Annotated in this window: 20 protein-coding genes; 6 read left to right on the top strand and 14 right to left on the bottom strand. The window is 40.3% G+C overall.

The window, feature by feature from the left end; translation table 11 throughout:
• Window positions 1–61: 61 nt before the first annotated feature.
• The 3 genes from FHS59_RS08415 to FHS59_RS08405 are packed head-to-tail and all read right to left on the bottom strand — an operon-like array spanning window position 62 to window position 3308.
• On the bottom strand, window positions 62–1741 hold the full coding sequence (locus FHS59_RS08415; protein WP_184494704.1) for a peptidase associated/transthyretin-like domain-containing protein: 1680 nt from the start codon (window positions 1739–1741) through the stop codon (window positions 62–64).
• Window positions 1742–1749: 8 nt separating this feature from the next.
• Window positions 1750–2730 carry a FecR family protein gene (locus tag FHS59_RS08410; RefSeq protein ID WP_184494703.1) on the bottom strand — a complete coding sequence of 327 codons (981 nt, stop codon included), beginning with the start codon at window positions 2728–2730 and terminating at the stop codon, window positions 1750–1752.
• A complete protein-coding gene (locus FHS59_RS08405) occupies window positions 2727–3308 on the bottom strand; it encodes an RNA polymerase sigma-70 factor (protein ID WP_184494702.1) in 582 nt (193 codons plus the stop codon). Before FHS59_RS08405 ends, FHS59_RS08410 begins: the two co-directional genes overlap by 4 nt.
• Window positions 3309–3562: 254 nt before the next feature.
• On the opposite strand from FHS59_RS08405, the gene FHS59_RS08400 reads away from it, so the two are divergent.
• Window positions 3563–6595 (top strand): WD40/YVTN/BNR-like repeat-containing protein, encoded by a 3033-nt coding sequence (locus FHS59_RS08400; protein ID WP_184494701.1) that lies wholly within the window; start codon window positions 3563–3565, stop codon window positions 6593–6595.
• 6 nt (window positions 6596–6601) lie between these two features.
• Here the strand turns inward: FHS59_RS08400 and FHS59_RS08395 are convergent, their stop codons facing one another.
• The 3 genes from FHS59_RS08395 to FHS59_RS08385 all read right to left on the bottom strand — a co-directional run bounded on the left by FHS59_RS08395 (window position 6602) and on the right by FHS59_RS08385 (window position 10453).
• Window positions 6602–7996, bottom strand: coding sequence for an alpha/beta hydrolase family protein (locus tag FHS59_RS08395; protein WP_184494700.1), 1395 nt, complete (start codon window positions 7994–7996; stop codon window positions 6602–6604).
• Window positions 7997–8129: 133 nt separating this feature from the next.
• A complete protein-coding gene (locus FHS59_RS08390) occupies window positions 8130–8429 on the bottom strand; it encodes a hypothetical protein (protein ID WP_184494699.1) in 300 nt (99 codons plus the stop codon).
• A gap of 83 nt (window positions 8430–8512) precedes the next feature.
• Window positions 8513–10453, bottom strand: coding sequence for a tetratricopeptide repeat-containing sensor histidine kinase (locus FHS59_RS08385; RefSeq protein ID WP_184494698.1), 1941 nt, complete (start codon window positions 10451–10453; stop codon window positions 8513–8515).
• A 234-nt stretch (window positions 10454–10687) separates the two neighbouring features.
• On the opposite strand from FHS59_RS08385, the gene FHS59_RS08380 reads away from it, so the two are divergent.
• Window positions 10688–11827, top strand: a complete 1140-nt coding sequence (locus FHS59_RS08380; protein ID WP_184494697.1) for an acyl-CoA dehydrogenase family protein — start codon at window positions 10688–10690, stop codon at window positions 11825–11827.
• A gap of 106 nt (window positions 11828–11933) precedes the next feature.
• Here FHS59_RS08380 and FHS59_RS08375 read toward each other — a convergent pair whose 3' ends face one another.
• The 3 genes from FHS59_RS08375 to FHS59_RS08365 all read right to left on the bottom strand — a co-directional run bounded on the left by FHS59_RS08375 (window position 11934) and on the right by FHS59_RS08365 (window position 15802).
• On the bottom strand, window positions 11934–12668 hold the full coding sequence (locus FHS59_RS08375) for an MIP/aquaporin family protein (RefSeq protein ID WP_184494696.1): 735 nt from the start codon (window positions 12666–12668) through the stop codon (window positions 11934–11936).
• Window positions 12665–14167 (bottom strand): glycerol kinase GlpK, encoded by a 1503-nt coding sequence (gene glpK, locus FHS59_RS08370; protein ID WP_184494695.1) that lies wholly within the window; start codon window positions 14165–14167, stop codon window positions 12665–12667. The genes FHS59_RS08375 and glpK overlap by 4 nt, the downstream gene beginning before the upstream one ends.
• Window positions 14168–14236: 69 nt before the next feature.
• The gene (locus tag FHS59_RS08365) at window positions 14237–15802 is read right to left on the bottom strand and encodes a glycerol-3-phosphate dehydrogenase/oxidase (RefSeq protein WP_184494694.1); all 1566 of its coding nucleotides are present in this window, start codon (window positions 15800–15802) and stop codon (window positions 14237–14239) included.
• Between the two features lie 125 nt (window positions 15803–15927).
• Here FHS59_RS08365 and FHS59_RS08360 point away from each other — a divergent pair, with 125 nt between their 5' ends.
• On the top strand, window positions 15928–16689 hold the full coding sequence (locus tag FHS59_RS08360) for a DeoR/GlpR family DNA-binding transcription regulator (RefSeq protein ID WP_184494693.1): 762 nt from the start codon (window positions 15928–15930) through the stop codon (window positions 16687–16689).
• Here the strand turns inward: FHS59_RS08360 and FHS59_RS08355 are convergent.
• Both FHS59_RS08355 and FHS59_RS08350 read right to left on the bottom strand, forming a co-directional pair.
• Window positions 16686–17183, bottom strand: coding sequence for a SixA phosphatase family protein (locus FHS59_RS08355; protein ID WP_184494692.1), 498 nt, complete (start codon window positions 17181–17183; stop codon window positions 16686–16688). The two genes, FHS59_RS08360 and FHS59_RS08355, sit on opposite strands and share 4 nt — an antisense overlap.
• Before the next feature lie 105 nt (window positions 17184–17288).
• Window positions 17289–18023: an RluA family pseudouridine synthase gene (locus tag FHS59_RS08350; protein ID WP_184494691.1), complete on the bottom strand. Its 735-nt coding sequence runs from the start codon at window positions 18021–18023 to the stop codon at window positions 17289–17291.
• A 114-nt stretch (window positions 18024–18137) separates the two neighbouring features.
• On the opposite strand from FHS59_RS08350, the gene FHS59_RS08345 reads away from it, so the two are divergent.
• Window positions 18138–19319: an NHL repeat-containing protein gene (locus FHS59_RS08345; RefSeq protein WP_184494690.1), complete on the top strand. Its 1182-nt coding sequence runs from the start codon at window positions 18138–18140 to the stop codon at window positions 19317–19319.
• 8 nt (window positions 19320–19327) lie between these two features.
• Here the strand turns inward: FHS59_RS08345 and FHS59_RS08340 are convergent, their stop codons facing one another.
• Genes FHS59_RS08340 through FHS59_RS08330 form a run of 3 tightly spaced genes read right to left on the bottom strand, consistent with a single transcriptional unit; the run spans window position 19328 to window position 22226 of the window.
• On the bottom strand, window positions 19328–20302 hold the full coding sequence (locus FHS59_RS08340) for a YpdA family putative bacillithiol disulfide reductase (protein ID WP_184494689.1): 975 nt from the start codon (window positions 20300–20302) through the stop codon (window positions 19328–19330).
• Complete coding sequence (locus FHS59_RS08335) at window positions 20283–21071, bottom strand: NRDE family protein (protein WP_184494688.1); 789 nt, start codon at window positions 21069–21071, stop codon at window positions 20283–20285. Before FHS59_RS08335 ends, FHS59_RS08340 begins: the two co-directional genes overlap by 20 nt.
• 45 nt (window positions 21072–21116) lie before the next feature.
• Window positions 21117–22226, bottom strand: a complete 1110-nt coding sequence (locus FHS59_RS08330; RefSeq protein ID WP_184494687.1) for an alkene reductase — start codon at window positions 22224–22226, stop codon at window positions 21117–21119.
• A 215-nt stretch (window positions 22227–22441) separates the two neighbouring features.
• On the opposite strand from FHS59_RS08330, the gene FHS59_RS08325 reads away from it, so the two are divergent.
• Together FHS59_RS08325 and FHS59_RS08320 are read left to right on the top strand one after the other, a co-directional pair.
• Entirely contained in the window at window positions 22442–22831 is a 390-nt protein-coding gene (locus FHS59_RS08325; protein WP_184494686.1) for a BlaI/MecI/CopY family transcriptional regulator, read from the top strand.
• Window positions 22831–24927 (top strand): M56 family metallopeptidase, encoded by a 2097-nt coding sequence (locus tag FHS59_RS08320; protein WP_184494685.1) that lies wholly within the window; start codon window positions 22831–22833, stop codon window positions 24925–24927. Before FHS59_RS08325 ends, FHS59_RS08320 begins: the two co-directional genes overlap by 1 nt.
• Window positions 24928–24999 lie beyond the last annotated feature (72 nt).

The raw sequence follows: 24999 nt of genomic DNA, 5'->3' as shown, positions 1-24999 counted from the left end.
GTTCTATGACAATCGAAAACTTTCCAACCCCTATTCGGTCAGTAATTTTTTTTCAGAAATTTTAAAAAAAGCGTATTCCAGCTCGGAAACCCCACCAAAGTTGACTTTTTAGATCACCTTGGAAGTCATTTTCAGAGATGATTTTAGGGTTCATATAAGAAAATAAATCCGGGTGATCACTGAAAGTGCTGTCGTAAACACGAAGATTGATACTAGGTCCTGCGTAGATGCCGACCTTATTTGCAAACTGGTAATCTAAGCCTAAATAGGCTCGGTTGATCAGGTTTAAAGCTTGGATATTTCCTTTGATCAATTGCTGTGAGCTAAGCTCAAAATTTAAAAATAGCTTTTTCGCCAGCCTGGGTGATGTGCCCACACCATATCCGAAAGCCCAGGTTACAGAATCAGCTTTTTCAGGACGCATCCCAGCGAAAATCATATTGTAAAATCCTCTCGTTCCTGTCCTCAAAGAAATATTCAGTGGAAGTACTTCATCAGCTCCAATTTCCACTTTATGGTAGCCTTTTCTCACAAAACTGATCAAACCAATGGGCGTGCCAGAGGTGCTGTCAGAATAGTTTAGCAATCCAAGTTGGAATCCATTCACATTTTTGCCAATGTTCAAAATCCCTGCTATTTGACCGCCATAGACATTTTTATGGGTGTAATTGGCAACTCCAGCAAGCTGAACACCTTTTATGTCAGAAGTAGAAATATTAAAAACACCAGCGGTCTGTAAGCCTGAAGCTGGACCTGTGGTGAAGTTGGCAATCCCGGCAAACTGGGCTGCTTTTACAGAATCCAAATTGACGTTTGTTAAACCTGCCACCTGAAAGCCTTTGACTGTACCGCCGACCTGATTGAAAAGTCCTGCCGCCTGAAAGAATTTTACATTTCTTCGGTTGATATTGAAAAGCCCGCCAATTTCAACTTTTTCTGTTCCTCCGGAAAAACCTCCCAAAACATTGAGAGAGAAATCATTGGTTACCGAGCCAGAAATTTTTCTGTTGGTACCAATAAAAGGAACGAATGAAAGTTGAAAACCTCGATGCAGCGTGTCCGGGACGTTTTCCAGGTTGGTAAATCCAACCGAGTTTTTGGTCCAGATCCAAAAGTTTTTCATCGGCTCCGTGAGGCTGCGAACGATAGGTGAAGCATCTTCTCCTTCTCCTTTCAAGAAAATTTTCTGAAATCTGGATGTTCGGCTTTCGACGAGCAAGGTGTCAGCATAATCCTTCTTTTTGACGATTAATTCAAAATTTTCTTCAGCTGGATTTTTTACCTGAAATTCAAAAAAACCAAATTCATCCGTGACAGAAGATTGCAATGTGATGGGGTTATAAACAGTCGCATTTTGGATTCTATCCCCTGATTTTTGATCCACCACGTAGCCACTAATTGTGATTTCTTTTTCAGCTGGTGGGGCAGGAGTTAGAATTAGATAGACACCCTTTTGCTTGTAATTGATCGATCCATCAAAAACTTCTTCCAGAACTTCCCGGCATGATTGATCAGAAAAACTCCCAGTAATTGTTCTGTTGATGTCCAGTGTGGAGGGGCTGTAAGAAAATACACCTCCAACTTCCTTGGACAAGCGATTCAAGAATGCATCAAGTGGTTCTGACTCAGCATTCATACTGACTCTTTTTTCCAAAAGAGAATTTTGCTGCGCTATGACATAGCTGCATGAGGTTATTGCCAGTATCAGGGCAAATGCAAACTGGTAAAAGTGATGCTTCATTGAAAAAATTAATTGCAGGACTCTCCGGAAAGTACGATTTCGTTTCCTGATGTTTTGATTTCCAAATTTAAGGTTTCGGCAATGATGCCCAAAATCGTATCCAATTCCTCATTTTCAAAATCTACCGTCAATCGGCAATTTCCAATTGCTCCTTCGAGTCTTATAGGCCTTTGATAAACTTCAGAAAGTTGGTCAATAATCGAAGCTAAATCATCATTGAAATAAGAGAAAGATCTTGAACTGTAGGCAGCAACATTTGATTCTGCCTCGGCTTTGGAAAATACTCCGGTAGATTTATCGAAAGTACCCTTTTCTCCTGCCAATAGATTTATGTTTATGCCCTCCTGTGAATTCAAATACATCCTGACTTCACCTTCGATGACAGTCACCTCGACAATCGGGTTTTCTGGATACGCATTCACATTAAAAACCGTCCCGATATCTTCTATCAAAAGCTGGTCTACCTGAACTTGCCAGTTTACTTTTTTGTCTTCGGGAATTGATATCAAAGATTCTCCACTCAGTTTAATGAGCCCTGTCTTTTTCTTTTCATTGTACTCCACATTTACCTCAGAACCTCTGTTTAGAGAAATGCTTGTTTGATCGGGAAGAATTTGGGTTTCAACTTGATTTTCACTCAGAAATTCAAACTTTTCAGGTTGGTTGAGTTGCTGATAAATCAGGAAGGCCATGGCGCAAATCAGGATAAATCCGGCGGCCACTTTCCAAACTGGAAATGCAATGACTTTTCCTTTTTTAGTCTTTTGAATTTTAGGCTGGATCTTTTTCCAGGCGAGTTCTGCATCAAAAGATTGATCTGAGCCAAGATTCGCCTTTTGGAAAATCAGCAATTCATCATCCAAGACTTTTTGATTTTGATCAGAAAGTGCGCACCAATCCATCAGCTGCTTTTCTTCTTGAGAGCTTATTTCGCCAACGATGTATTTGGCGATCAGACTGTCGATATAGAATTCTTCTTGCTCGTTCATCCTTCCAGACTGATGTTTAAAATCAAAATAATCAACGGTAAATATTCCTGTAATTGCGTGCGCATCAATTTCAGGGCTTTACCCATTTGATTTTCTACCGTTTTGATAGATAGGTTTAATTGGTCGGCGATCTCCTTGTATTTCAATTCTTCGAATCTGCTCATGGTGAAAATCAATCTACATTGCTGTGGCAAAGTCTGAAGTGCAATTGCAATCTTCTCCTCCAATTCGCTTTTGAGAGTGGATTGATCTGAAGCTTCTCCCAACTGCTCTCCTTCCTGAGAAATCATTTCTCCATAATTTCTTTTCACTTTTTGATGCTTGATTTCGTTGAGACAGGCATTTCGGATGATCTGATAGAGATAGGATTTGACTGAACTTTGGATGAGAATGGATTCTCTTTTTTCCCAAAGCTTGATAAAGCAGTTTTGCACCACTTCTTCTGCGTCATCGGGATCTCCCAAATAGGAATTTGCGTAGCGACAGAGGGGCTGATAATATTCTTTAAATAACATCTCCAGTGCATTTTCATCACCTGACTTGATCGACTGAAAAATCATTTGATCGCTTGTTTGCATGGAGGCATTTTGCTGATCCTGCAAGTTAAGGTTTTGAATGGTTATTATAAATAGGACAACTCATCTAGCACTTACCCCTATCAAAAGGTGAAAAAATTTAGAATTATTTTTTTCCAAAATGGAATATAGATTCAAGAATAGCTTAACACCATTGCTTCTAAAGTCATCATAGCATCACATTTTTTCCATTCCTATAATTGCTTTGTTTTTTCAATCAAAATCCGATTATATTCTGCGATCAACCGAAAAACTCTATGCTAAAAAAGCTACTGACCACCGCCTTTCTTATTCCATTGAGCATTGTTGCCTTTTGCCAGGACTTAACCCCTCTTTTAAATTCCTATAAGTTCCGAAATGTCGGCCCACTTAGAGGAGGAAGGGTGACTGCCGTCGCTGGGGTTGCTTCAAAGCCTTCACTTTTTTATATGGGAGCCACAGGAGGAGGGGTTTGGAAAACAGAAGATTACGGGATTACCTGGGAAAATATTTCTGATGGCTATTTTCCAACACCTTCCATCGGAGCAATTTCTGTTTACCAGAAAAAGCCTGAAATTATCTATGTAGGAACTGGCTCTGATGGCTTACGGTCCAATGTGATCACAGGAAAGGGTGTTTACAAAACCACAGATGAGGGAAAAACCTGGGCTTTTGTGGGCCTCAAGGAAAGTGGGCAAATTGGTTCTGTCGAGATCCATCCAGATAATCCGGATATCGTATATGTGGCGGCCATTGGTCAGGCTTTTCAGAAAAATGAAGAAAGAGGAGTTTTCAAAACGATCGATGGTGGAAAGAGTTGGGAAAAGGTTTTTTACCATTCTGACAGCGTTGGTGTTTCCGATCTTGAACTTGCTCCAGATGATCCAAATACTATTTATGCAGGAGCTTGGAGGGGAGAAAGAAAACCTTGGACCATTACTTCTGGATCTTCGGAAGGAGGCGTTTATAAATCTACTGACGGAGGAAAAACCTGGAATAAATTAAGTAAAGGACTTCCAACTGGCCTTACAGGGAAAATTGATTTTGCAGTTTCTCCGGCAGATCCAAATGTCGTGTATGCCAATATTGAAGCATCTGACGATCAGGGAGGATTGTATAGATCTGCAGACCGAGGAGAAAACTGGGAGTTTGTTTCCGATAATGCCAACTTGACGAATAGACCGTTTTATTACACCAACATTTACGCAAATCCGAAAGATGCCAACACGGTATATAACAATTCCTTAAGGTTTCTAAGGTCTTTTGATGGAGGTAAATCCTGGAAATCCATTTCTACTCCTCATGGTGATAATCATGATATATGGATTAACCCAAATGACACTACAATTTGGATTCAGGCAAATGACGGTGGAGCAAACATTACCCAGAATTCAGGAAAAAGCTGGTCCTCCCAATTTAATCAACCGACAGCTGAACTCTACACGGTGGAAGTGGATGATCAATATCCGTACTGGTTGTATGCTGGTCAGCAGGATAATTACAGCGCGATAGCAGTTCCAAGTATGCCTCCATTCAGTGCCCAAGCTGGTGCCAATGCATTTTTCATCAATGTAGGAGGTTGTGAAACTGGGCCGGCCGTGCCAAAGCCTGGAAATCCTAATATTGTCTATTCTAATTGTAAAGGGCGATTTGGAGTTTATGATAAAACGTCCGGTCAGGAGATGCAATATTATGTGGGAGCAGCAAATATCTATGGACACAATCCTAAAGATTTGAAATTCAGATTCCAGCGAGTTGCACCAATTCATGTTTCGCCACACAATCCTGACGTGGTTTATCATACTTCTCAGTATGTGCACAAGACAACAGACGATGGCAAAACCTGGGAAATTATTTCTCCGGATTTGACAGCTTTTGAACCAGACAAACAAGTGGTGCCTGGCTCTCCAATTACCAGAGATGTGACAGGAGAGGAATATTACAGTACGATCTACGCCATTCGTGAATCTCCCATCCAAGAAGGTTTGATTTGGGTAGGCGCCAATGATGGACCTGTTCATGTCACAAAAGATGGAGGAAAAACCTGGGAAAATGTGACACCAGACATGCCGAAGGGTGGAAGAGTGGATGCTGTGGAACCTTCTCCTCACAATCCTGCTAAAGCTTATGTTACTGTTTTGAGATACCTAATGGGTGATGACAAGCCATATATCTACAAGACTGAAGATTATGGAAAATCCTGGAAGTTATTGAGCACCGGGTCAAACGGAATCCCGGCTGATTACCCAACTTTGGTAACAAGAGAGGATCCTGAGAAAGAAGGAGTTCTTTATGCCGGAACTCAGTTTGGTTTATTTATTTCGATGAACGATGGAGAAACCTGGACGCCTTTTAAAAGCAACCTTCCTGTAACGCCGATTACAGATATCAAGATTCACCAAGATGATTTGGTGATGTCAACGATGGGACGTGGATTCTGGATTTTGGATAACCTGATCAGTTTAAGAGGAATCACTTCCATCGGAAATAGAGGAGTAGTATTGTTTGAAACCAAGCCAGCAATAAGAAATTTCCTTTCTGCAAGAGGAGAAACTAATGGCCCTGAATATCCACGAGCTGCCGCGAATCTGGATTACTATTTGGCAGAAAAGAAGGAAAATCTACGTTTAGAGATTCTAAATGAAAAAGGAGAAGTGGTTCACGCCTATTTGGCCGATGGGCCAAAGGAACCTGAGGTTGATACGACTAGAAATATGTCTACTGAGTTTTCTGAAGCTCCAGCTTCCAAAGGTTTACCAAACAAGGCAGGGATGAACCATTTTAACTGGAACATGAGGCACCAAGGGGGATGGGATAAGGATCCTAAAAAAGCTTACACAGGAAATGGACCAATGGTGGCAACTGGTACTTATAAAGCAAGATTGATTGCTGGTGATGAAATGGTAGAAGGAGAATTTGAAGTTGTGCTTGACCCAAGAGTTACCATGGTGACGGATGCAGATGTGGCTGAGCAAGAAGCATTGTCCCTACAGATTCAGTCTTTCCGAGATGAAGTGGAGAAATTGATTGTTGAAATCGAAAAAGAAAGAGAAGCATTAGAACTTGTATTGGACAAAGAAAATCCAGTTCGAAGTGCAAAAGTCAAAAAGGATCAGCTGGATGTTCTTTACCATGAACTGGTCACAGAAGACGGTACATACATGCAGCCAATGCTTCAGGATCAGGTAAGATATTTAGGATCAATGCTAGGTCAGGCTGATCAGAAACCAGGGCAAGATGCCTACGAGCGTTTCGAAGAGTTAAAATCGAAGTTTAAAGATGTAAAATCAAAATTTGAGGGGATGAAATAATCCCCTCTAGTTTACCTGAGTTTTGATCCAATTTAGGATTTCTTCCATTGCCATAGGTGAAAACGTCTGCTCAATGCTTTGATATTCACTTGGAGCTCCGGTTTTACTTTCTTGGAATAAATGATTTAGACCTGGAATTTCTACGATTTTAACATCCGAATTTCCACCTTCATCCAGTGCGTTTTTGATAGCTTCTAAATTTTCCTTTGGAGCAACCTGTAAATCTTTTGAACCATTTATTGCTAAGACAGGGCAGCTCACTTTTTGCAAAGTAGGAGCTGGGTTGTATTGGATAAAATACTTCATCCAAGGACTGGTCATTTGATTCACTTGAGCATTCACAAAATCTGCTTCAGTCATTCCATTTGGGATCTGATTTTTAGGAAGACTTCGGAACGTCTCAATCATAAAATCGGATAAATCTCTTTCTGGATTTGCAGAAGTTTTAATGATTTCAAACGCCTTTCTGCTGATATTGTCATTTGCAGCAAGCTGGTTTTCATTCATGCCAGCTGCTTCTCCCAAAAGTTTCTGCTGAAGCAGAAGTAATTGGTCACCTGGGATTCCTGTTCCTGCCATGAGGATGATAAATCCAACATCTGCATTTCTTGCGGCCACCATTGGAGCTATGATTCCTCCTTCACTATGTCCAGCAAATCCGATTTTTTCCGAATTGATCTCTTTTCTCGTTCTTAAATAATCAAAAGCTGCTTCTGCGTCATCGGCAAAATCTGAGCTTGTTCCAGTGCTAAATTTACCGGTGGACTCTCCAGTACCTCGATCGTCATACCGCAAAACGGCGATTCCATTTCTCGTGAGAAAATCCGATAAAACCAAAAACGGTTTATGTCCCATTAATTCTTCATCCCGGTTTTGTGCTCCACTGCCACTGATTAAAATTACCGCAGGGAAATTGCTTCCATCTTTTGGCATGGTCAGGGTTCCTGCCAAGGTTATTCCTGCCTTAGGGTTCTCGAATTTCACTTCTTCTGACAAATATGGAAAAGGAGGTTTCGGCTCTTGAGGTCGGTTAGCTACTTCTTTTTCTACTTCACCTTTGGTCAGATTCATGGGAAAAGGTTGCCCCGCTTGTGTGAAAACTCCAATGATTTTTCCTTCATCCTCAAGCGTACCTTTGTATTCGATTCTTGCATTGGTGATCGATATTTTCAAAGTACCATTTTCAAAACTTGTCGCCGTAACAGGGATGCCAAATGCACCTTGGTCTGGACTATCCATTTTGGAGGTATAACCGGTTTCAGTTTTTTCGATATGAAAAACCAATCTCAGTTGGGTGCTTTGAACTTTCAAAATCCCATTCCATTGCCCAGCTATTTCTTGGGCATTGGCAGAAACTGAAATTAAAATTGCTGTAATTATAAGAGTGAAAAGTCTTTTCATAATAGAAATATATTTATCAGAATAATAGGGTGCTGAAATTCAATATTAGCTAAGTTATTCGTTAAAATCTATAAATCCAGCTTCAGACAATCCAATTCAATTTTCTGATTAGATTGTAATTGTAACAATGAGACTATTTTTTAGAGCCTTTATCGATAGCATCAACCTGGAGTTTGATCAGGTCTAGTTGATCTTGTGTTTTCTCTTTGATTTGAGACAGATTGTCAACCTGATTGTTTAAGGATCTGGAGCGGTTAATTTCTATTTTCACCAACTTTTCCATGTCTTTGATCCTTTTTTCCTGGATTTTTTCCTGGGAAACGTATTCTCTAAAAAGTAAATAATGAAGAAATGCTATTGCTATCAGGACGATGAAAACCAGCAATCCTATTCCTCCTTTTTCCAAAATCGATACGAACATGTGCTCTTTCAAAAAAATGAAACTTAGACATGTTCAAAACTAGAAGAAGATATATCCTAAAACCATACGGCATTTAGAGTATATGTGGAGAAAGGTTAGGAATTAGTTGGCCAAATAAGATGGATCTGAGTTCCTTTTCCTTTTTCAGAAATGATGGAAATAGTTCCTCCGAGCTCTTCCGCTCTTTTTCTCATATTAAAAAGCCCATTGCCCGGAAGAATTTTAGATTCATCAAAACCTTTTCCATCGTCATTTATTTCCAAGTGGAGAGATAACTCTTGCTCATAGACTTTTACCGAGATAGTATTAGGATCCGCATATTTTACAGCGTTTTGGATTCCTTCCTGAAGAATTCTATAAACTTGAATCCCATCAGCAGATGCAAGTTGGTGTTCCGAAGTAAGGTTTTCAGATACTTGGAAATCAAATTTTATGGAGGAAGCTTTTTCTGCGTTTTGAAGGTAATTGGAAATTCTTGAGGCTAGTTGCTCCCAAGTGATTTGCCCGGCATTCATCGCCCAGATCGTGTCACGTAGTTCTGTGATGGTCTGTTTGGCAAAGTCAGCTATGGATTCATATCGATGACTCAGGGTTTCCTTGATTGGATCAAAATATTTCAGATTTTCAATTGCTGAAATGATAAAAGTGAGTTGGGCGCCAATATTATCATGAAGATCACGGGAAATCAAAACCCGCTGTTCCTGAAGTTTGTTCTGAGTTTCTATTTGTGCCAAAGCCGCTTTTAATTCCACTTCTTGTTGTAATTGTCTGTTTTTCAGCTTTTGCTGATTGTACAAAAGATACCCGACAATTGCCAGGATAACCGCCAATCCTAGGGATCCAAACAATTGGATATTTTTGGTTCGTAAAGCCAATTGGTTTTCAGCAATTTCCTTGTCTTTCTTCTCGGACTGATATTTTGTTTCCAAGTCGGAAGTAAGCTCTAAAATTTCTTGTTCGCTGAGCTTTCGCTGCAGTGCAATGTATTCTTGTGTATAATGTGCAGAGCTATCTGGCATGTTTAAGGCAGCATAAACCGGAGACATGAGCAAATACATTGTCATCAAGTCTTCTTCAGCATTTTGAGCTTTGAAACCTGCCACAGATTCTAGATAATACTGTTTCGATTTGGGAAACTCTTTCAGATCGCTGTAAGATTGAGCCAGATTTGATAATAACAAGACATAATCATAGGTTGCACCTGCTTGTTCAGCTAATTTGAGGCCCTCCTCCGCAAATTCTATCGCCAGTTTACTTCGTTTTTGGGAATTGTATAAAGTGGCCAGATTATTATAGGTCGTTGAGGTGTAATAAGCATCACCAATATCTTTATAGATTTCCAGAGCCTTCAGATAGGTTTCCTCAGATTTTTTATCATCTCCCTGATGCTTGTGTATGCTTCCCAAATTATTCAATGTGGTTGCGAGGTTATAATAATCCTCATTTGCTTCTCGGTATTTGGCTACTTGCTCCAGAATTTCAAGTGCTTTTCGGTAATTTTTAAGTTCAAGGTATATGACACCGATATTATTTCTGATAAAATCTGCATTGCGCTCATTTCCTGATCTTTCGAAAAATGCCAAAGCTTTCAAATAATTAGCCATTGCAGAATCCGACTGAAAATCCCGTTGGTAGACAGAACCTAAATTGGTGATTGTTCCATAAATTTTGGAGGAGTCTCCGATTTCATAGCGAATATCCAGCGCACTTTGATAGTTTTCTCTTGCGTTTACCAACTCACCTTTTTCCATCCAGGCATAGGCAAGGTCGCTGTAAGCTTGGCTAAGAAGTACCGGATCATTTAAATCATTGGCAACTTCAATTGCTTTTTTCCCATACATTACAGCTGTGTCCAATGAGACTTGAACATAAAACCAAGTCAATTCGGATAGAATGGCAGCTTCTTCAGTAGGGGTTTTGCTTTGTTGTAATTCTACTTTCAGACTATCTAAAACTTCAAAAATTGATTGGGAAAATGAATTGGTCGAAAAAGTAAGAACTAGAAAGAATAGAGAAAATACTCGAATAATTCGCATAAATAGTTGATTTGAAGTTGAATAAATCAAAAAATCTTCAGCTGAAAAAGGAAATTTAAAATTGATTTTAAGCTCTTCTTTCGAAAAATAGTAGGATAAACTATTTCTGACAAAGACATTTAGGTGGAAAGTATAAATATCATAAAATTTTCTATGGTTAGGGATGATTTGTGGAAACCAAACTTATTCTGAATCTTAGGGTTAAATGAATATATAAACCCATATAACTTCTCTATGAACTTTAATGAAAATGAAAATCAGCGGATGATAGCAGATATGATCCGTGATTTCGGAGCCAAAGAAATCACCCCTTTCAGAAAAGAGTGGGATGATTCCCAGTTTTTCCCGAAAGAACTTTTTAAGAAACTTGGAGAACTTGGTCTGATGGGCGTTTTGGTTCCCACAGAATATGGAGGCTCAGGCTTTGGATATTTTGAATATGTCACCGCGATCGTGGAGCTTTCTAAATTGGATCCTTCGATTGGACTGTCAATGGCAGCTCATAATTCTCTTTGTACCGAGCATATTATGATGTTTGGAAATGATGAGCAAAAACAAAAATACCTTCCAAAGTTGGCGACCTGCGAATGGTTGGGAGCTTGGGGTCTCACGGAGCCAAATACAGGTTCAGATGCCGGAAATATGCGCACAGTTGCGGTGAAAGATGGAGATCACTGGGTCATTAATGGTGCAAAAAATTTCATTACACATGGTGTTTCTGGAGATGTGGCGGTAGTAATTGCCCGAACAGGTGAAGTTGGTGACAGTCATGGAATGACCGCATTTATAGTGGAAAGAGGAACTCCCGGATTTAAAGGTGGGAGAAAGGAAGACAAGCTGGGAATGCGGGCTTCGGAAACCGCAGAAATGATATTTACCGATTGCCGTGTGCATGAATCCCAAATTTTGGGGAATGTCGGAGAAGGTTTTATCCAATCAATGAAAATTTTGGATGGGGGAAGAATTTCTATAGCTGCACTTTCCTTAGGTATTGCCAAGGGAGCTTTGGAAGCTTCTATTCAATATTCAAAAGAACGAGAGCAGTTTGGTAAGGCTATTAGTAAATACCAGGGGATTTCTTTCAAATTAGCCGATATGGCTACCCAAGTGGAGGCTGCGAAACTTTTGATTATGAAAGCGGCAGACCTTAAAAACCGTGGAGAAAAAGTGACCTTGGCGTCTGCAAAAGCTAAATATTATGCCTCTGAAATATGTGTTTCTGTTTCAAATGATGCAGTTCAGATTTTCGGTGGTTACGGTTTTACAAAGGATTATCCTGTTGAAAAATACTATCGAGACTCTAAGCTTTGTACGATTGGGGAGGGGACTTCAGAGATCCAGAAAATGGTAATTGCGAGAGAGATTTTGAAATGATTTAAATATCGGACTAAACAAAAGGCCTGAAATCAAATAAGATTCAGGCCTTTCGTTTTTATAATTTCCTAGAATAATTTTTCCGTCGATCCAGTTTTCCAGCTTGTTAAGCTCCTGCAATCAAATACAATCCTGCTGCTACAGCGGCCCCTGCGATAGGTCCTAAAATTGGTACCCAGGCATATCCCCAGTCCGAACTTCCTTTTCCCTTGATTGGTAAGATGGAATGCATTAGTCTTGGGCCAAAGTCACGTGCAGGATTGATGGCATATCCGGTTGTTCCCCCCAAAGCCAGACCAATTACCCAAACCAAAAAAGCCACTGGAATTGCTCCCAATGAGCCCATTCCAATTGGGGTTTGATTTGCATCTTCAATCTTAACTCCTGCATTATAGAGGATCACTAGAATCAGAACAAATGTTCCTGCCACCTCCGAAAAGAAGTTTAAAGGAAGATTTCTGATAGCAGGAGAGGTGCCAAAAGGAGCAGCCTTAAGTCCTGCATCTTCCGTGGCATCATAATGGTCTTTGTAATGAAACCAGGCAAGTCCCACGCCGATCATTGCTCCTAATATTTGTGCTCCGATGTACCCAGGAGCCATCGCCCAATCAAATTTTCCTACCAATGCCAATCCAATCGTTACAGCCGGGTTTAAATGTGCACCGCTGTATGGTCCGGCAACAACTACTCCGACAAAAACTGCCAAAGCCCAAGCCGTACTGATCTCCATAATTCCGCCACCTTGGCCTTTGGTTTTGGACAAAAGCATATTTGCTACAACACCCGATCCAAGTAAAAGGAGGAGGCCAGTTCCTATAATTTCTGCTACATATGGATTCATGATTCTATCCAGTTTTTAGAACGCTCTACAGCTTTGTGCCAAAAATGTAATAATTTTTCTCGTTTGGATGCCTCCATTTTCGGAGTAAAGCTTTTATCTGCCGTCCAAAGGGATTGAATTTCCTCTCTATCTTTCCAGAATCCTACTGCAAGACCAGCCAAAAATGCCGCCCCGATTGCAGTGGTTTCTATGATTTCTGGTCTTTTGATTTCGCAGTCCAGTAAATCCGCCTGAAACTGCATCATGAAATTGTTTGCTGTTGCTCCGCCATCCACCCGAAGTTCTTGGGTAGGTTTACCCGAATCTTTCTCCATGGCTTTCAAAACATCATAAACTTGATAAGCGATGGCTTCCAATGCTGCCCTTGTCAAATGTGCGCTGGTGGTTCCTCTGGAAATTCCGAAAAATGCACCTCTAGCGTTTTGGTCCCAGTGTGGAGCTCCCAAACCTGTCAAGGCAGGAACGAAATAAACACCATCGTTATCTTCTAGGCTTGTAGCCAGCTTTTCAGAATCCTTGGCATTTTCAAACAATTCGATTCCATCCCGTAGCCACTGAACAGCTGCTCCACCAATAAAGACGGAGCCTTCTAGTGCATAATTGATTTCATCGCCAATTTTCCAAGCAACTGTTGTAAGCAATTGGTTTTCGGATTTTACTGCTTCAGTTCCAGTATTCATGACCAAGAAACATCCTGTGCCATAAGTGGTTTTTGCCATTCCCGGCTCGGTGCAGAGTTGGCCGAAAAGCGCTGCTTGCTGATCTCCGGCGATGCCAGCAATCGGGATTTTGGTGCTTAACACATCTCCCGCTGTTTCGCAATAGACCTCACTACAGGATTTCACATCTGGAAGCATTGACTCTGGAATATCAAATAGTTCTAATAGTTCCTTGTCCCATTCCTGAGTATGGATATTGAAAAGCATGGTTCGGCTGGCGTTAGTGATGTCGGTAATATGGGTTTTTCCAGCAGTGAGATTCCAGATAAGCCAGGAATCCACGGTTCCAAATGCGAGATCTCCGGCCTCAGCTTTTGCTCTTGCACCTTCCACATTTTCCAGAATCCATCGGATTTTGGTAGCGGAAAAGTAAGCGTCAATAATTAACCCTGTTTTGGAAGCTACCAATTCTGCTTTCCCCTTTTCTTTCAGTTCGTTGCAATAAGAAGCCGTGCGTCGATCTTGCCAGACAATGGCATTGTATATCGCTTTTCCACTTTTCCTTTCCCAGACGATGGTGGTTTCTCTCTGATTGGTTATTCCAATTCCAGCAATCTGATTGGCTCTAATTCCATTATTAACCAATGATTCGATCATCACATTGGATTGGCTGGTCCAAATCTCATTGGGGTCATGTTCTACCCAGCCAGAATGAGGGAAGTGCTGTTTAAAATCCTTTTGGGCAACCGAAACAATTTGCCCTTTTTTGTCAAAAATGATTGCTCTGGAGCTGGTTGTGCCCTGATCCAAAGCCATCAGGTAAGGTTTTTCTTGGGTCATTATTTTTGGGTATTATCCGTGATGAATCAACCAAAACGGATGGGGTTAATAATCTTAGGTCATGGCGGATTATTTTTTGATTAAGTACTTTTCCGCCACCTTGTTGAAGTCCTGAATTTCCTTTGAGATCCAGGTTTCATCTTTCTTGAGCTCTTTGGCCATGATTTGCGCTACTTTTTCAGCAGAATCAATCGCCGCCTGAGCATCAAGGATCAAAATACGAATTCTTCTTGATAGCACATCCTCAACTTTCATTGCCATTTCATTTCTTACTGCCCAAATTACTTCAGCGGCAATATTTGGGAAATCTGGGTGAAGCTTCTCTGCTAATTCTGAGTTTTCAGATGCAAGTTTTAGGATGGCTTTTGCATCGGATCCATAAAGTTGCCAGTGTCCAGCGGGAAGCTGCTCAGTATATCCATGGATTTTCATGTCCAAAGAATTGCTGGAAGCAGGTTTTTCTCCTGTGATTTGCTGGAAATAGTCTAAAGTATCTTCTCCCATTTTTCTAAAAGTCGTCCATTTGCCACCTGTCAAGGTGACCAATCCGCTATCGGAAATTATCACTTTATGTGATCTTGAAATCTCTTTGGTTTTTGTTCTGCCTTCCTGTGGTCTTGCCAAGGGTCTTAAGCCGGCAAAAACTGCTTTTACATCTGCTCGGGTTGGTTTTCTGGAGAGATAGCCGCCCGCAGTTTCCAACACAAAATCAATTTCCTTTTGCAAAGCTTCAGGTTCCAATTTTGGTTTTTCCCGAAGAGTGTCTGTCGTCCCAACCACTAATTTGCCATGCCATGGAACGGCAAAGAGAACTCTTCCATCCCGGGTTTTTGGGATCATCAAAGCATCAGAGCCACCTAAAAAGTCCAAGTCCATCACCAAATGGATTCCTTGACTAGGTTGAATCATCTTTGGAGCTTCAGGATTATCCATTTGAAGGATTTTATCCGCAAATACCCCGGTGGCATTTACCACCATTTTAGCTTGAATTGAATACTTTTTCTTGCCTATTAAGTCCTGAACGTTCAAACCCGAAATTTTGCCAGATTCAGTCTTTAAAAGATTGTTGACTTTGGTGTAATTCAAAAGGCATGCGCCTGCTTCGTCAGCTGTTTGAGCAATATCCAAAGCAAGGCGCGCATCATCAAACTGCCCGTCGTGATAAACAACTCCTCCCATCAAACCTTTTTGTAGGACTGCTGGTAGTCTCTTGATAGTTTCTTTTTTGGAAATGAATTTGGATTTCCCCAAGCTTAATCGTCCAGACATCCAATCGTAAAGTTTGAGACCGACGATGTATTGAATTCGATCTTTCCAGGTGTAGATAGGGATGATAAAAGGCTGGTCATGCGCAAGGTGAGGGGCATTTTTAAGCAACTTTCCTCTTTCTTTCAATGCTTCCAAAACAAGCATTACATCACCTTGCGCTAAATAGCGGACTCCGCCATGGACCAGTTTGGTGCTTCGGCTGGAAGTCCCTTTTGCAAAATCCGCCTTCTCCAATAATATCACAGATAAACCTCTTGAAATAGCATCTAAAGCTACGCCTAAGCCAGATGAACCACCCCCAATTACAGCGATGTCCCACACTTTCTCGGCGTTTTTCAGTTGGTTTATGTTTTCTTCTCTTTTCATTTCTATCTAAATCGTTTTAAAAGTAAACAAAAAAGAAAGAAAAGGAAATAAAAAGAAAGTATATTTTTCTGAAAATAGTATGCTTTCCTATTGTTTTACTTATTTTTAGGTCAGAAAAGAAAGCTATGACCATTGCTGAAAGACATAAATATATACTGGATGAGCTAAATCGGGCGGGTTTTGTTTCCGTTTCTGACCTTGCCAAAAGCATGGAAGTGACCATGGTGACGATCAGAAAAGATCTTAAACTTCTAGAAGATAAGGGCTTGCTGTATAGATCGCATGGTAGTGCAACTCCCGTTTCCCCATATGTGTCGGATCGATCCGTTAATGTGAAAAAGCTGGAGCAAGTAGAAGAGAAGAACAAAATCGCGGAAAAAGCGCTGGAATATCTGGAAGATAACGAAGCGATTTTAATTGGTTCTGGTACCACTGTGGTGGCTTTTGCTCAGGCAATCCCAAGAAATAAGCCGCTGACTGTATTGACTGCAGCAATGAATGTGACATTAGCTTTGATTGATTCACCTGAAATTGAATTGGTGCAATTGGGAGGGGTCGTTAGAAAAAGCAGTAGCTCTGCTGTGGGACATTATGCAGAGGAGATGTTAAAGAATTTTGCATGCAGCAAACTCTTTTTAAGTGTGGATGGAGTCAGTTTGGAGCATGGATTGACTACTTCCAATATGATGGAAGCTCATCTCAATGCCGAAATGATCAAGAATGTTCAGAAAACCATCGTCTTGGCAGATTCTAAAAAATTTGGCAAGAAAGGTTTTGGAAAAATCTGCGAACTAGAAGACGTGGATGTGATTATTACGGATGCCAAAATTCCAGATTTATTTCTCCAGAAATTAGAGGAGAAAGGCATCGAAGTGGTTTTGGTTTAATAATCCTTATATGTTTTTGTAATCACGGAAGATCCGTTTTCATCTAAGGAGACTATGTAAATAAAGTTGTATTGAGAGTCATCCAGGTCTTGAAATTTTTCTCCTTCTCCTACAAAATAGTTAGCGATCTGCCCGACCGTGTTGCTATGGCCAACTACAAGAGCATTTCCATCTACCGATTTTAATTTCTCAACCAGTTCATCATTATTTCTTGGGTCGTACAACTCGATCTCTAATCCAAATTCATCGGCAGTTGGTTGTGCAGTTTGTTTTGTTCTTTGATAGTTAGTGCTGTAAATATGTTTGATATCTTGATCTGATAGAATTTGAGCGAGCTTTTGAGCACGAAGTGCCCCAGATTGTGCCAACTCAGGATCATCTCCCACCAGCTGTTTTTCTGCATGACGGACGATATAAATGGTCTTGGATTTTGGCTCTGGAGAGCAAGAAGCCAAGAATGCAATTGCTGCTAAAAGTAGAAGGAAGTTTTTCATGATTTTGAGAAATGTCTATCAATATTAACTAAAAGGAGCAAAAAAATAACCTTTAGCGATCTATGATTCAAACTAAAGGTTATAAAATTGAGTGGATTTATTCTGTTATCCAGAGAAGGAATTGTCCAGATGTTGGTCTTTGGTTTTGACAGTTTCAAACTCCAAAAACTGCTCCCAGAATTCTTCTTCAGGAACTGCCGCTCTTAAGTAAAGCTTTTCTTTTTTGATCGGGTGAACAAAGACCAGATTGAAAGCATGCAGGTTGATGCTTGCGTCTGGGTTTGGCTTTGCGAAGCCATATTTGATATCTCCTCTAATTGGACAGCCCATGGATGCCAACTGAACACGGATTTGATGAGGTCTACCGGAAACCGGTCGAACTTCCAAAAGCCAATGGTCATTCATAAAGCCCAATGTCTTGTAGTTCAATTCTGCTTTTTGGGATCCTGGCACTTCTCGATCATGCGCAGTGACAAAGTTTTTCTGCTCGTCTTTTGTAAGCCAATGAGTCAATTTGCCCTGTTCTTCACGAGGCTTTCTTTTGACAATGGCCCAATATACTTTATGGATATCGCGCTTGCGGAATAGCTCCATCATGCGCTCAAGTCCTTTGGAAGTTCTCGCAAATGCCACCAAACCGCTAACCGGTCGGTCCAGTCTGTGGATAGGGTGAAGGAAAACTGCTCCTGGCTTATCGTATTTCTTGGCAATGTAATCTTTGAGGTAGTCCGTCAAGGTTTTATCGCCCGTCTTATCACCTTGGACCAAGATGCCCGCAGCTTTATTGACGATTAAAAGGTGGTTGTCTTCATAGACAACTGTAAATGGTTTCTTTTTCATAGAAATGCAAAGTTAGCCATTTTCTGTTGAGAGATAGAAATTTATATTCTTCGAGATGTTGCAGAAGTCCTTAGTTTTGATAATCTTGTTAAGGAACCACCAATTTTATATATGATGAAAAAGCTTTCATTCTACTTTTTATTAATTAGTGTCTATTCTTGCCAAACCCCCAACAATGAAATATCAGAAACTGATCAACCAAAAGAAGTCTCCATCGAAGTTGAAGATTCGGTAACTGTCAAAGGTATTTTGGCAAAAGCGTTTCTATTTCAGACTGCCGATGAAAAGCATGTGATTTTCAAGGATTTTTTAAATTCCAAGGTTTTTGTCGTCAACAAAAGCAATGGAGAACTAGAATACGAATGGAGTAAATCCGGTGATGTACCTGGTGCTTTTGGTTCTATGACCAAACCCTTGACTTTGTCCAAAGAAGGAAATATTGTGGTTGTAGATTATATGTCTGGCCAACGAGTTTTTCAAAAAAATGGGGAATTGATAATGGCCGGAAAACCAGTGAAAAATCAGGTAAGTTTTGGAGGGCCAGTTAGCTTACTTGCAGACAGTCAGATTGTTTCAATTAATGGGGAAGAATATGTTTTGTATTCTCTTGATTTACTAGAGAATGCAGAGGAATACAGTCCGGAATATCTTCAAAAAAGAAGAAATCTGATTTTGGCCAACTTAAAGACTGATGAAGTTCGTCTGATAGTCCCCTTTCCAGAGGGATCCAAGTTTCTATCAGGTAAGACATTTCCATTCGAAGATTTCAGGCCTCGATTTGTAGTTAATGAGGAGGAAAATCGTATGTATTTAATATTTCAAAACGAACTTGTTTTATATACTTACGAATGGAATGATGGCAATCCTGCTTTTTTATCAAGTCTTGCTATTCCATTATCGGATTTTGAAGAAAATGAAGGAGTTGAAAACGGAGCTTATGTATTAGGGCAAGTGAGTGATCCAGAAAATGAGCCCTTCCCTGCTCGGATTCAAGGTATAGCTCAGGTAAAAAATGGATTTTTAATTACTTACAGTACTAAACCCAGCAAAAGTCTATATAGCCTCTATAAAGCTAAAGAAATAACAAAAGAACAGCGGGATCAACTATTCAAAGAAATATCCAGAAAGACAGTATTTATGGATAATTCTGGAAACGTCTTTCCTGTGAATTTTCCTGAGATGTATTATGAATCATTTGTCATGGTTGATGACAAGATACATTGGATGAAAAAAACTGATCCAAATACGGAAGCAGAAGATTTTACTGTTTATTGGGGAAAAGTTAAGGTTGAATAAGGTACAAATCAACCCAACTTTTCTTTGATATCCTTCATAATCATCTCTGCATGTACGATGCTGTTTTCGATAAAGAATTCCCTTGTATTCAGTCCCCCGCAAACCACACCTGCCAAATAAACTCCCGGTACGTTAGATTCCTGATTTAACTCATCGTAGCAGGGTTGTCTTTTTTCATCCTGGCTCATTTCCACTCCCAATTGATCGAGTAGGGCAAAATTGGGTTTGTAACCTGTCATCGCCAATACAAAATCATTTTCAATTGTTACCTCACCCTCTGGAGTGTTGATCACAACTTCATGCTCTCGGATTTCTTTGATTCTGGATTTCGTAAAAGCTTTGATCGAACCTTCTTTGATGCGGTTCATGATATCCGGGCGAACCCAATATTTCACATTTTCGTCGACTTCATCTTCCAACAGAACCATACTTACTTCAGCTCCCTTTCTCCATGTTTCCAATGCTGCATCGACAGCAGAATTCGCTCCGCCCACTACCAATACTTTTTGGCCGATAAAGGGCCATGGTTCTTTGTAATAGTGTTGAACTTTTGGCAAATCCTCGCCGGGAACATTCATTAGATTTGGAAGATCGTAAAAGCCAGTAGCTAGGATAATCTTTTTGGTTTGATAAGTTCCTTTGGAGGTCTTGACCTCGAAATTCTCACCGTTTTTAGCCAAGGTTTCTACTCCTTCGTAAAGCTTGACATTTAGATTAAAATGAAGGAAAACCCTTCTGTAATATTCCAATGCTTCCGTTCGGGTGGGTTTATTCCCGATAGACATAAAAGGAATATTGGCCATCTCCAATCTTTCTGAAGTGGAGAAAAAAGTCATGTTGATGGGGTAGTTGAAAATGGAATTGGTCAAAGCTCCTTTTTCAAGAATTACATAGTCAAGATCCGCTTTTTGAGCTTCAACACCACAAGCAAGGCCAATTGGTCCTCCGCCCACGATCAGGACATCATATATTTTCTGGTTCATCAATTTCTAGGTTTGAGCTATGAAACGAATAGGTCTCATCGGTGAATTTACTGTAATCAGGTTGAAAACTCCGCTCTTTCATCCATACTTTTCCACTTTTATCCAAAGTCAAAGCAGTAGACGAAACTGTTCCATAATTATCTCCCAATCGGATAAACTGAGCCGAAAGCCCAATTTCCATTTCTTCAGGAACACCTGTGTTTGGGAGTTGGCTGATTGGATAAGTTTTCTTTGAAATAAGTGTTCCTAACAGCTTGTCGACAGTAAATTGTTCCGAAGTCACTTGGTTTAATTCAGATTTAGCCAATTCAACTTTAGGCCATGGGTCGTTTAATAAGCCATTGCTTAGCCCGTGAATTCCAGGAGCTACTTCAGAGATTCCTTTTCCAAAATTGCTGAAATAAAAGAGTTTTACTCCGTCGGAAACCAGCAGATTGAAACCATCATATTTATCTCGATGTGCTTCAACCGAAGCCAGATATTCTTTTGGTGCTACTGTGCTTTCTAAAAAATCCTGCACCAATTTTCCTCTGCTGATTTGAGCTTTCCTTGGATTATTAAAATCTCGATAATTGGTAAGCAAAGCCCATCTTCCATTAGGGTTAAAACCCATCCAGGTTCCACCGCTTTTTAGGTCTTTTCCTCCATAAAAACCAGATTCCCACAAATGAATCTTAGCAGTCGGGCGATCGAAAAATTCATCTCGATTAGCTCGAATAATCAGTGGGTACTCTGGATGATTTTTCCAGGAAATAGCTACTAAACACATTTTTAAATGTAAAGAAAAGGCCGGAATTTCCGGCCCTTTCGGTAATTAACCAACTATTGTTTCTTCTAGTAATGGGTAGTCAGTGTATCCTTTTTCACCAGGAGTGTAAAAGGTGTCCTGATCCCAATCTGCCAACTGTGCTTCGCTTTCAAACCTAATAGGTAAATCAGGATTTGAGATAAACAACTTTCCAAAGGCTACAGCATCTGCCAGTCCTTCTTCGATAATCTTATTTCCTTTTTCCTGATCAAATTGATTGTTTATCACCAACGTACCTTTATACATAGGTCTGTACCTTTTGGCGATGTTTGGTTCCAAATATGGAATGTCCGATACGTCACTGAAAGGTTCTGATAAGTGTAGATAGGCCAAATCGTATTCATTCAACTTCTTGATAATGTAGTCAAAAGTCGGAATGGTTTCTTCGTCAGCTTTCATACCAAAAACACCATTTAGTGATGGATTCAATCTTACACCGATTTTATTTTCTGGCATCACTTCCTTAATTGCCTCGATTACTTCAAAAAGGATTTTTGCTCTGTTTTCAATGCTTCCACCGTATTCGTCAGTTCGGACATTACTTGTTCTGTTAAAAAACTGATGCAATAAATAGCCATTGGAAGAGTGAATTTCTACTCCGTCAAAACCAGCTTCCATCGCATTTTTCGCTCCATTTTTGAAGTCCTCGATGGTCTGTTTGATTTCCTCAATGCTCATCGCTTTCGGAGTGACTGTTTCCTTAAAGCCTTCCGGAGTGTAGGATTTTTCATTTGGGTTGATGGCAGAAGGTGCCAATGGCAACTCTCCATTATGGAAGTCAGGGTGTGAGATCCTTCCTACATGCCATAACTGGATGAAAATATGTCCATCTTCCTCATGCACGGCTTTAGTTACTTTTTTCCAACCATCTACTTGCTCTTGCGAATAAATTCCAGGCGTATTAATATACCCTACAGCTCTTTTGGAAATTTGGGATCCTTCCGTAATGATCAATCCGGCAGAAGCTCTTTGCTGGTAGTATTTTGCGTGAATTTCAAATGGTTTGTTTTCAGGATTGGCTGCTCTAGATCTAGTCATTGGAGCCATCCAGACTCTATTCGATAAATTAAGATTCCCGAGTGTGATCGGTCTTAATAATGCTTGATTCTTACTCATGGTATTTAGTTGGTTTTGTTTAAAAATTCAATGTTTATACAACTAATGTCTAGGTAAGAAAGTTCCTTCTCTAATTTTTAGAGTTGAGATTTCTGAGATCTATTTTATTTTTTGAGGCATTTTAATTGAATTAGAGATGTTTAACACTTTTTAATACGATTATTTTCGTAGAATTTTTGATATTACGATTGTCTTCGTATAACTTTGTACGAAAGATGTCGTATAACAAAGCCATGAGCAAACCTACAGAAGCCGAACTTGAGATTTTATCCCTGCTTTGGGAAAAGAAAGAAGCCAGTGTGAGACAGATTCACGAGGAGATTTCTAAAACCAAAGAAACCGGATATACCACCACGCTGAAAATCATGCAGATCATGCATGCCAAAGGAATGGTGACTAGAGACGAAAAAAGTAGAACACACATCTACAAGCCTGCCACCAATCAGGGAGAAACTCAAAAGTCTCTGATCAAAAATCTGATGGCTACTGCTTTTGGAGGCTCGGCGAAAAAGCTTGTGATGCAGGCACTTGGACAAGAAAATCCTTCTAAGGAAGAATTGAATGAAATAAGAGAATTTTTAGACCAACTAGAACAGAATTCCTGATGACAATTTTAAACGATTTGATACCGGATCATTTGCTGTATGCCCTTGGATGGACCTTGGTGCATTCTGTTTGGCAGCTTGTATTAATTGGAGCCTCTCTTTGGGTGTTACTCAAGTTGTTTTCTCACCGAACTCCAGCATTTAAATATAATCTGGCCCTTGGAAGTTTAGGCATCACTTTAATAGCGGCTGTTGCTACATTTATCTACCAACTTGATATCCCAGTTGCAACCACAGCTTCAGAAGACCTGGTTTTGGACGCGATGGTGTGGAGTCAAATGGGAGAAATTTCAGCCACAGCTTCAGAAAGTCTGATTCCTAAACTGATCCAATGGATCGAAAGTCAATTACCTATCCTCGTTAATTTTTGGTTTTTGGGAGCAATTCTCTTCCTCTTTAGATTGGTAAACAGTCTTTCAGAAATCCGGATTCTCAGAAAATCATCCAGCATTAGTCTAGATGCCCAGTTGAACGAGACAGTGTCTAGAATGGCTTCCAACTTAGGGATCTCCAAAAAAGTGCAGCTTAGAATATCTGAAGTAGGACTTTCTCCAATCACTTTTGGGTTTTTGAAACCCGTAATCTTAATCCCAGCAGGTTTGATATTTCAGCTTTCACCTGCTCAACTGGAAGCAATCATAGCACATGAATTAGCCCACGTCAAGCGAAATGATTATTTGGCAAATCTGCTTCAATCTACTTTAGAGGTGGTTTTCTTCTACCATCCTTGCTTCTGGTGGATGAGTCAGACTGTGAAAGAATTGCGTGAAAATGCATCCGATGATCTAGCAGTATCAGCGGGAGTTTCTGCCAAGGAACTGGCTTATGGACTTGCAGAGGTTTTAAACTTTGCGAAGCAAAATCCGCCCGAGTTAGCGCTTGCAGCTGGCAAAAAAAGAAATCCAACCCTACAAAGAATCAAAAGAATCATGGGCTACCCAGCTCAGACATATCCTCAGAACCCTATAATTTCTATCCCTATGTTAATCACATTAATACTTAGTGCCGGCCTGATGGCAAGTGCGCAGCAGGATGCTCCTGCCAAAACGGAAAAAATTCAGCCTATCAATCAAACAGAAGTTTCTTCTGTGGTCTCCACTAGATCAACGAAAAACCTTGCTTTGACTTTAGACACCATTCCTGAAAAGGGTGAGAAAATCATTATCACAGATGGAAACCCAGTTTGGGTGAATGAAAATAATGAGGTGATCGAACTGAAAGACCGTAAGGAGTACCGCATTCAGATCAAAGGGGATACAATCATACGAGAGGGTGATACAGTGATCATGAAGGGTAATAAGAAAGGCACTTTCGTTTACAAGCATGATGGCAAGACAGTCGTTCTTGAAAATATGCCGGAATTGGAATTGTCTCCCATGCCTGAGTTTCCAGAAGGGGCTATGGCTCCAATGATGGACTTTGAATTGGCAATTGCACCTGAAATGAATTTCGAAATGGCTCCGGCTCCAGATTTTGAATTTGAAATGGCACCGATGCCACCGATGGAATTTGAGATGGCTCCAATGCCTCCAATAGAGTTTGAGGGCATAGAAGGGTTCTGGGATTTTGATGGGACTGAATGGAAGGATTTTCACAAAGACACAGTGGGAATGACCAAAGCCGAAAAGGAGCAGTGGAAAAAAGAAATGGATGCCAGAGCGGCAGATATGGAGAAAAAAGCAGCTGAGTGGGAGAAAACTATGGCTCCTAAAATGAAGGAGTTTGAGGAGAAAATGAAGGCTTGGGAGAAAGAAAATGAGCCTAGAATGAAGGAGTATGAGCTGAAAATGAAAGAATGGGAGAAAGCCAATGAGCCAAGAATGAAGGAATTCGAAGCTAAAATGCAGGAGTGGCAGAAGGCCTATGAGCCTAAAATGAAAGAGTTTGAAATGAAGATGCAGGAATGGCAAAAATCAAATGAACCAAAATTGAAGGAGTTTGAAGAAAAAATGAAGGCTTGGGAGAAGGAGATGCAGCCAAAAATGGAAGAATACCAGCGTAAAATGGAAGTTTGGCAAAAGGAAAATCAAGCCAAAATCCAGGAATTTCAAAAAAGACTTCAAGAAGAACTACAGAAAAAAAACGATAACAAGTAATTGATCGTTTTAAGAAAGATAAATGCCTGAAAAGGTAATTGTGTGTTGATGCTTCGAAAAAGACCTGCCCAA

The sequence above is a fragment of the Algoriphagus iocasae genome, assembly GCF_014206875.1.
Lineage (GTDB): Bacteria > Bacteroidota > Bacteroidia > Cytophagales > Cyclobacteriaceae > Algoriphagus > Algoriphagus iocasae.
Note: the sequence above shows the minus strand (reverse complement) of the source record. Positions and strands in the feature narration are given on the sequence as shown.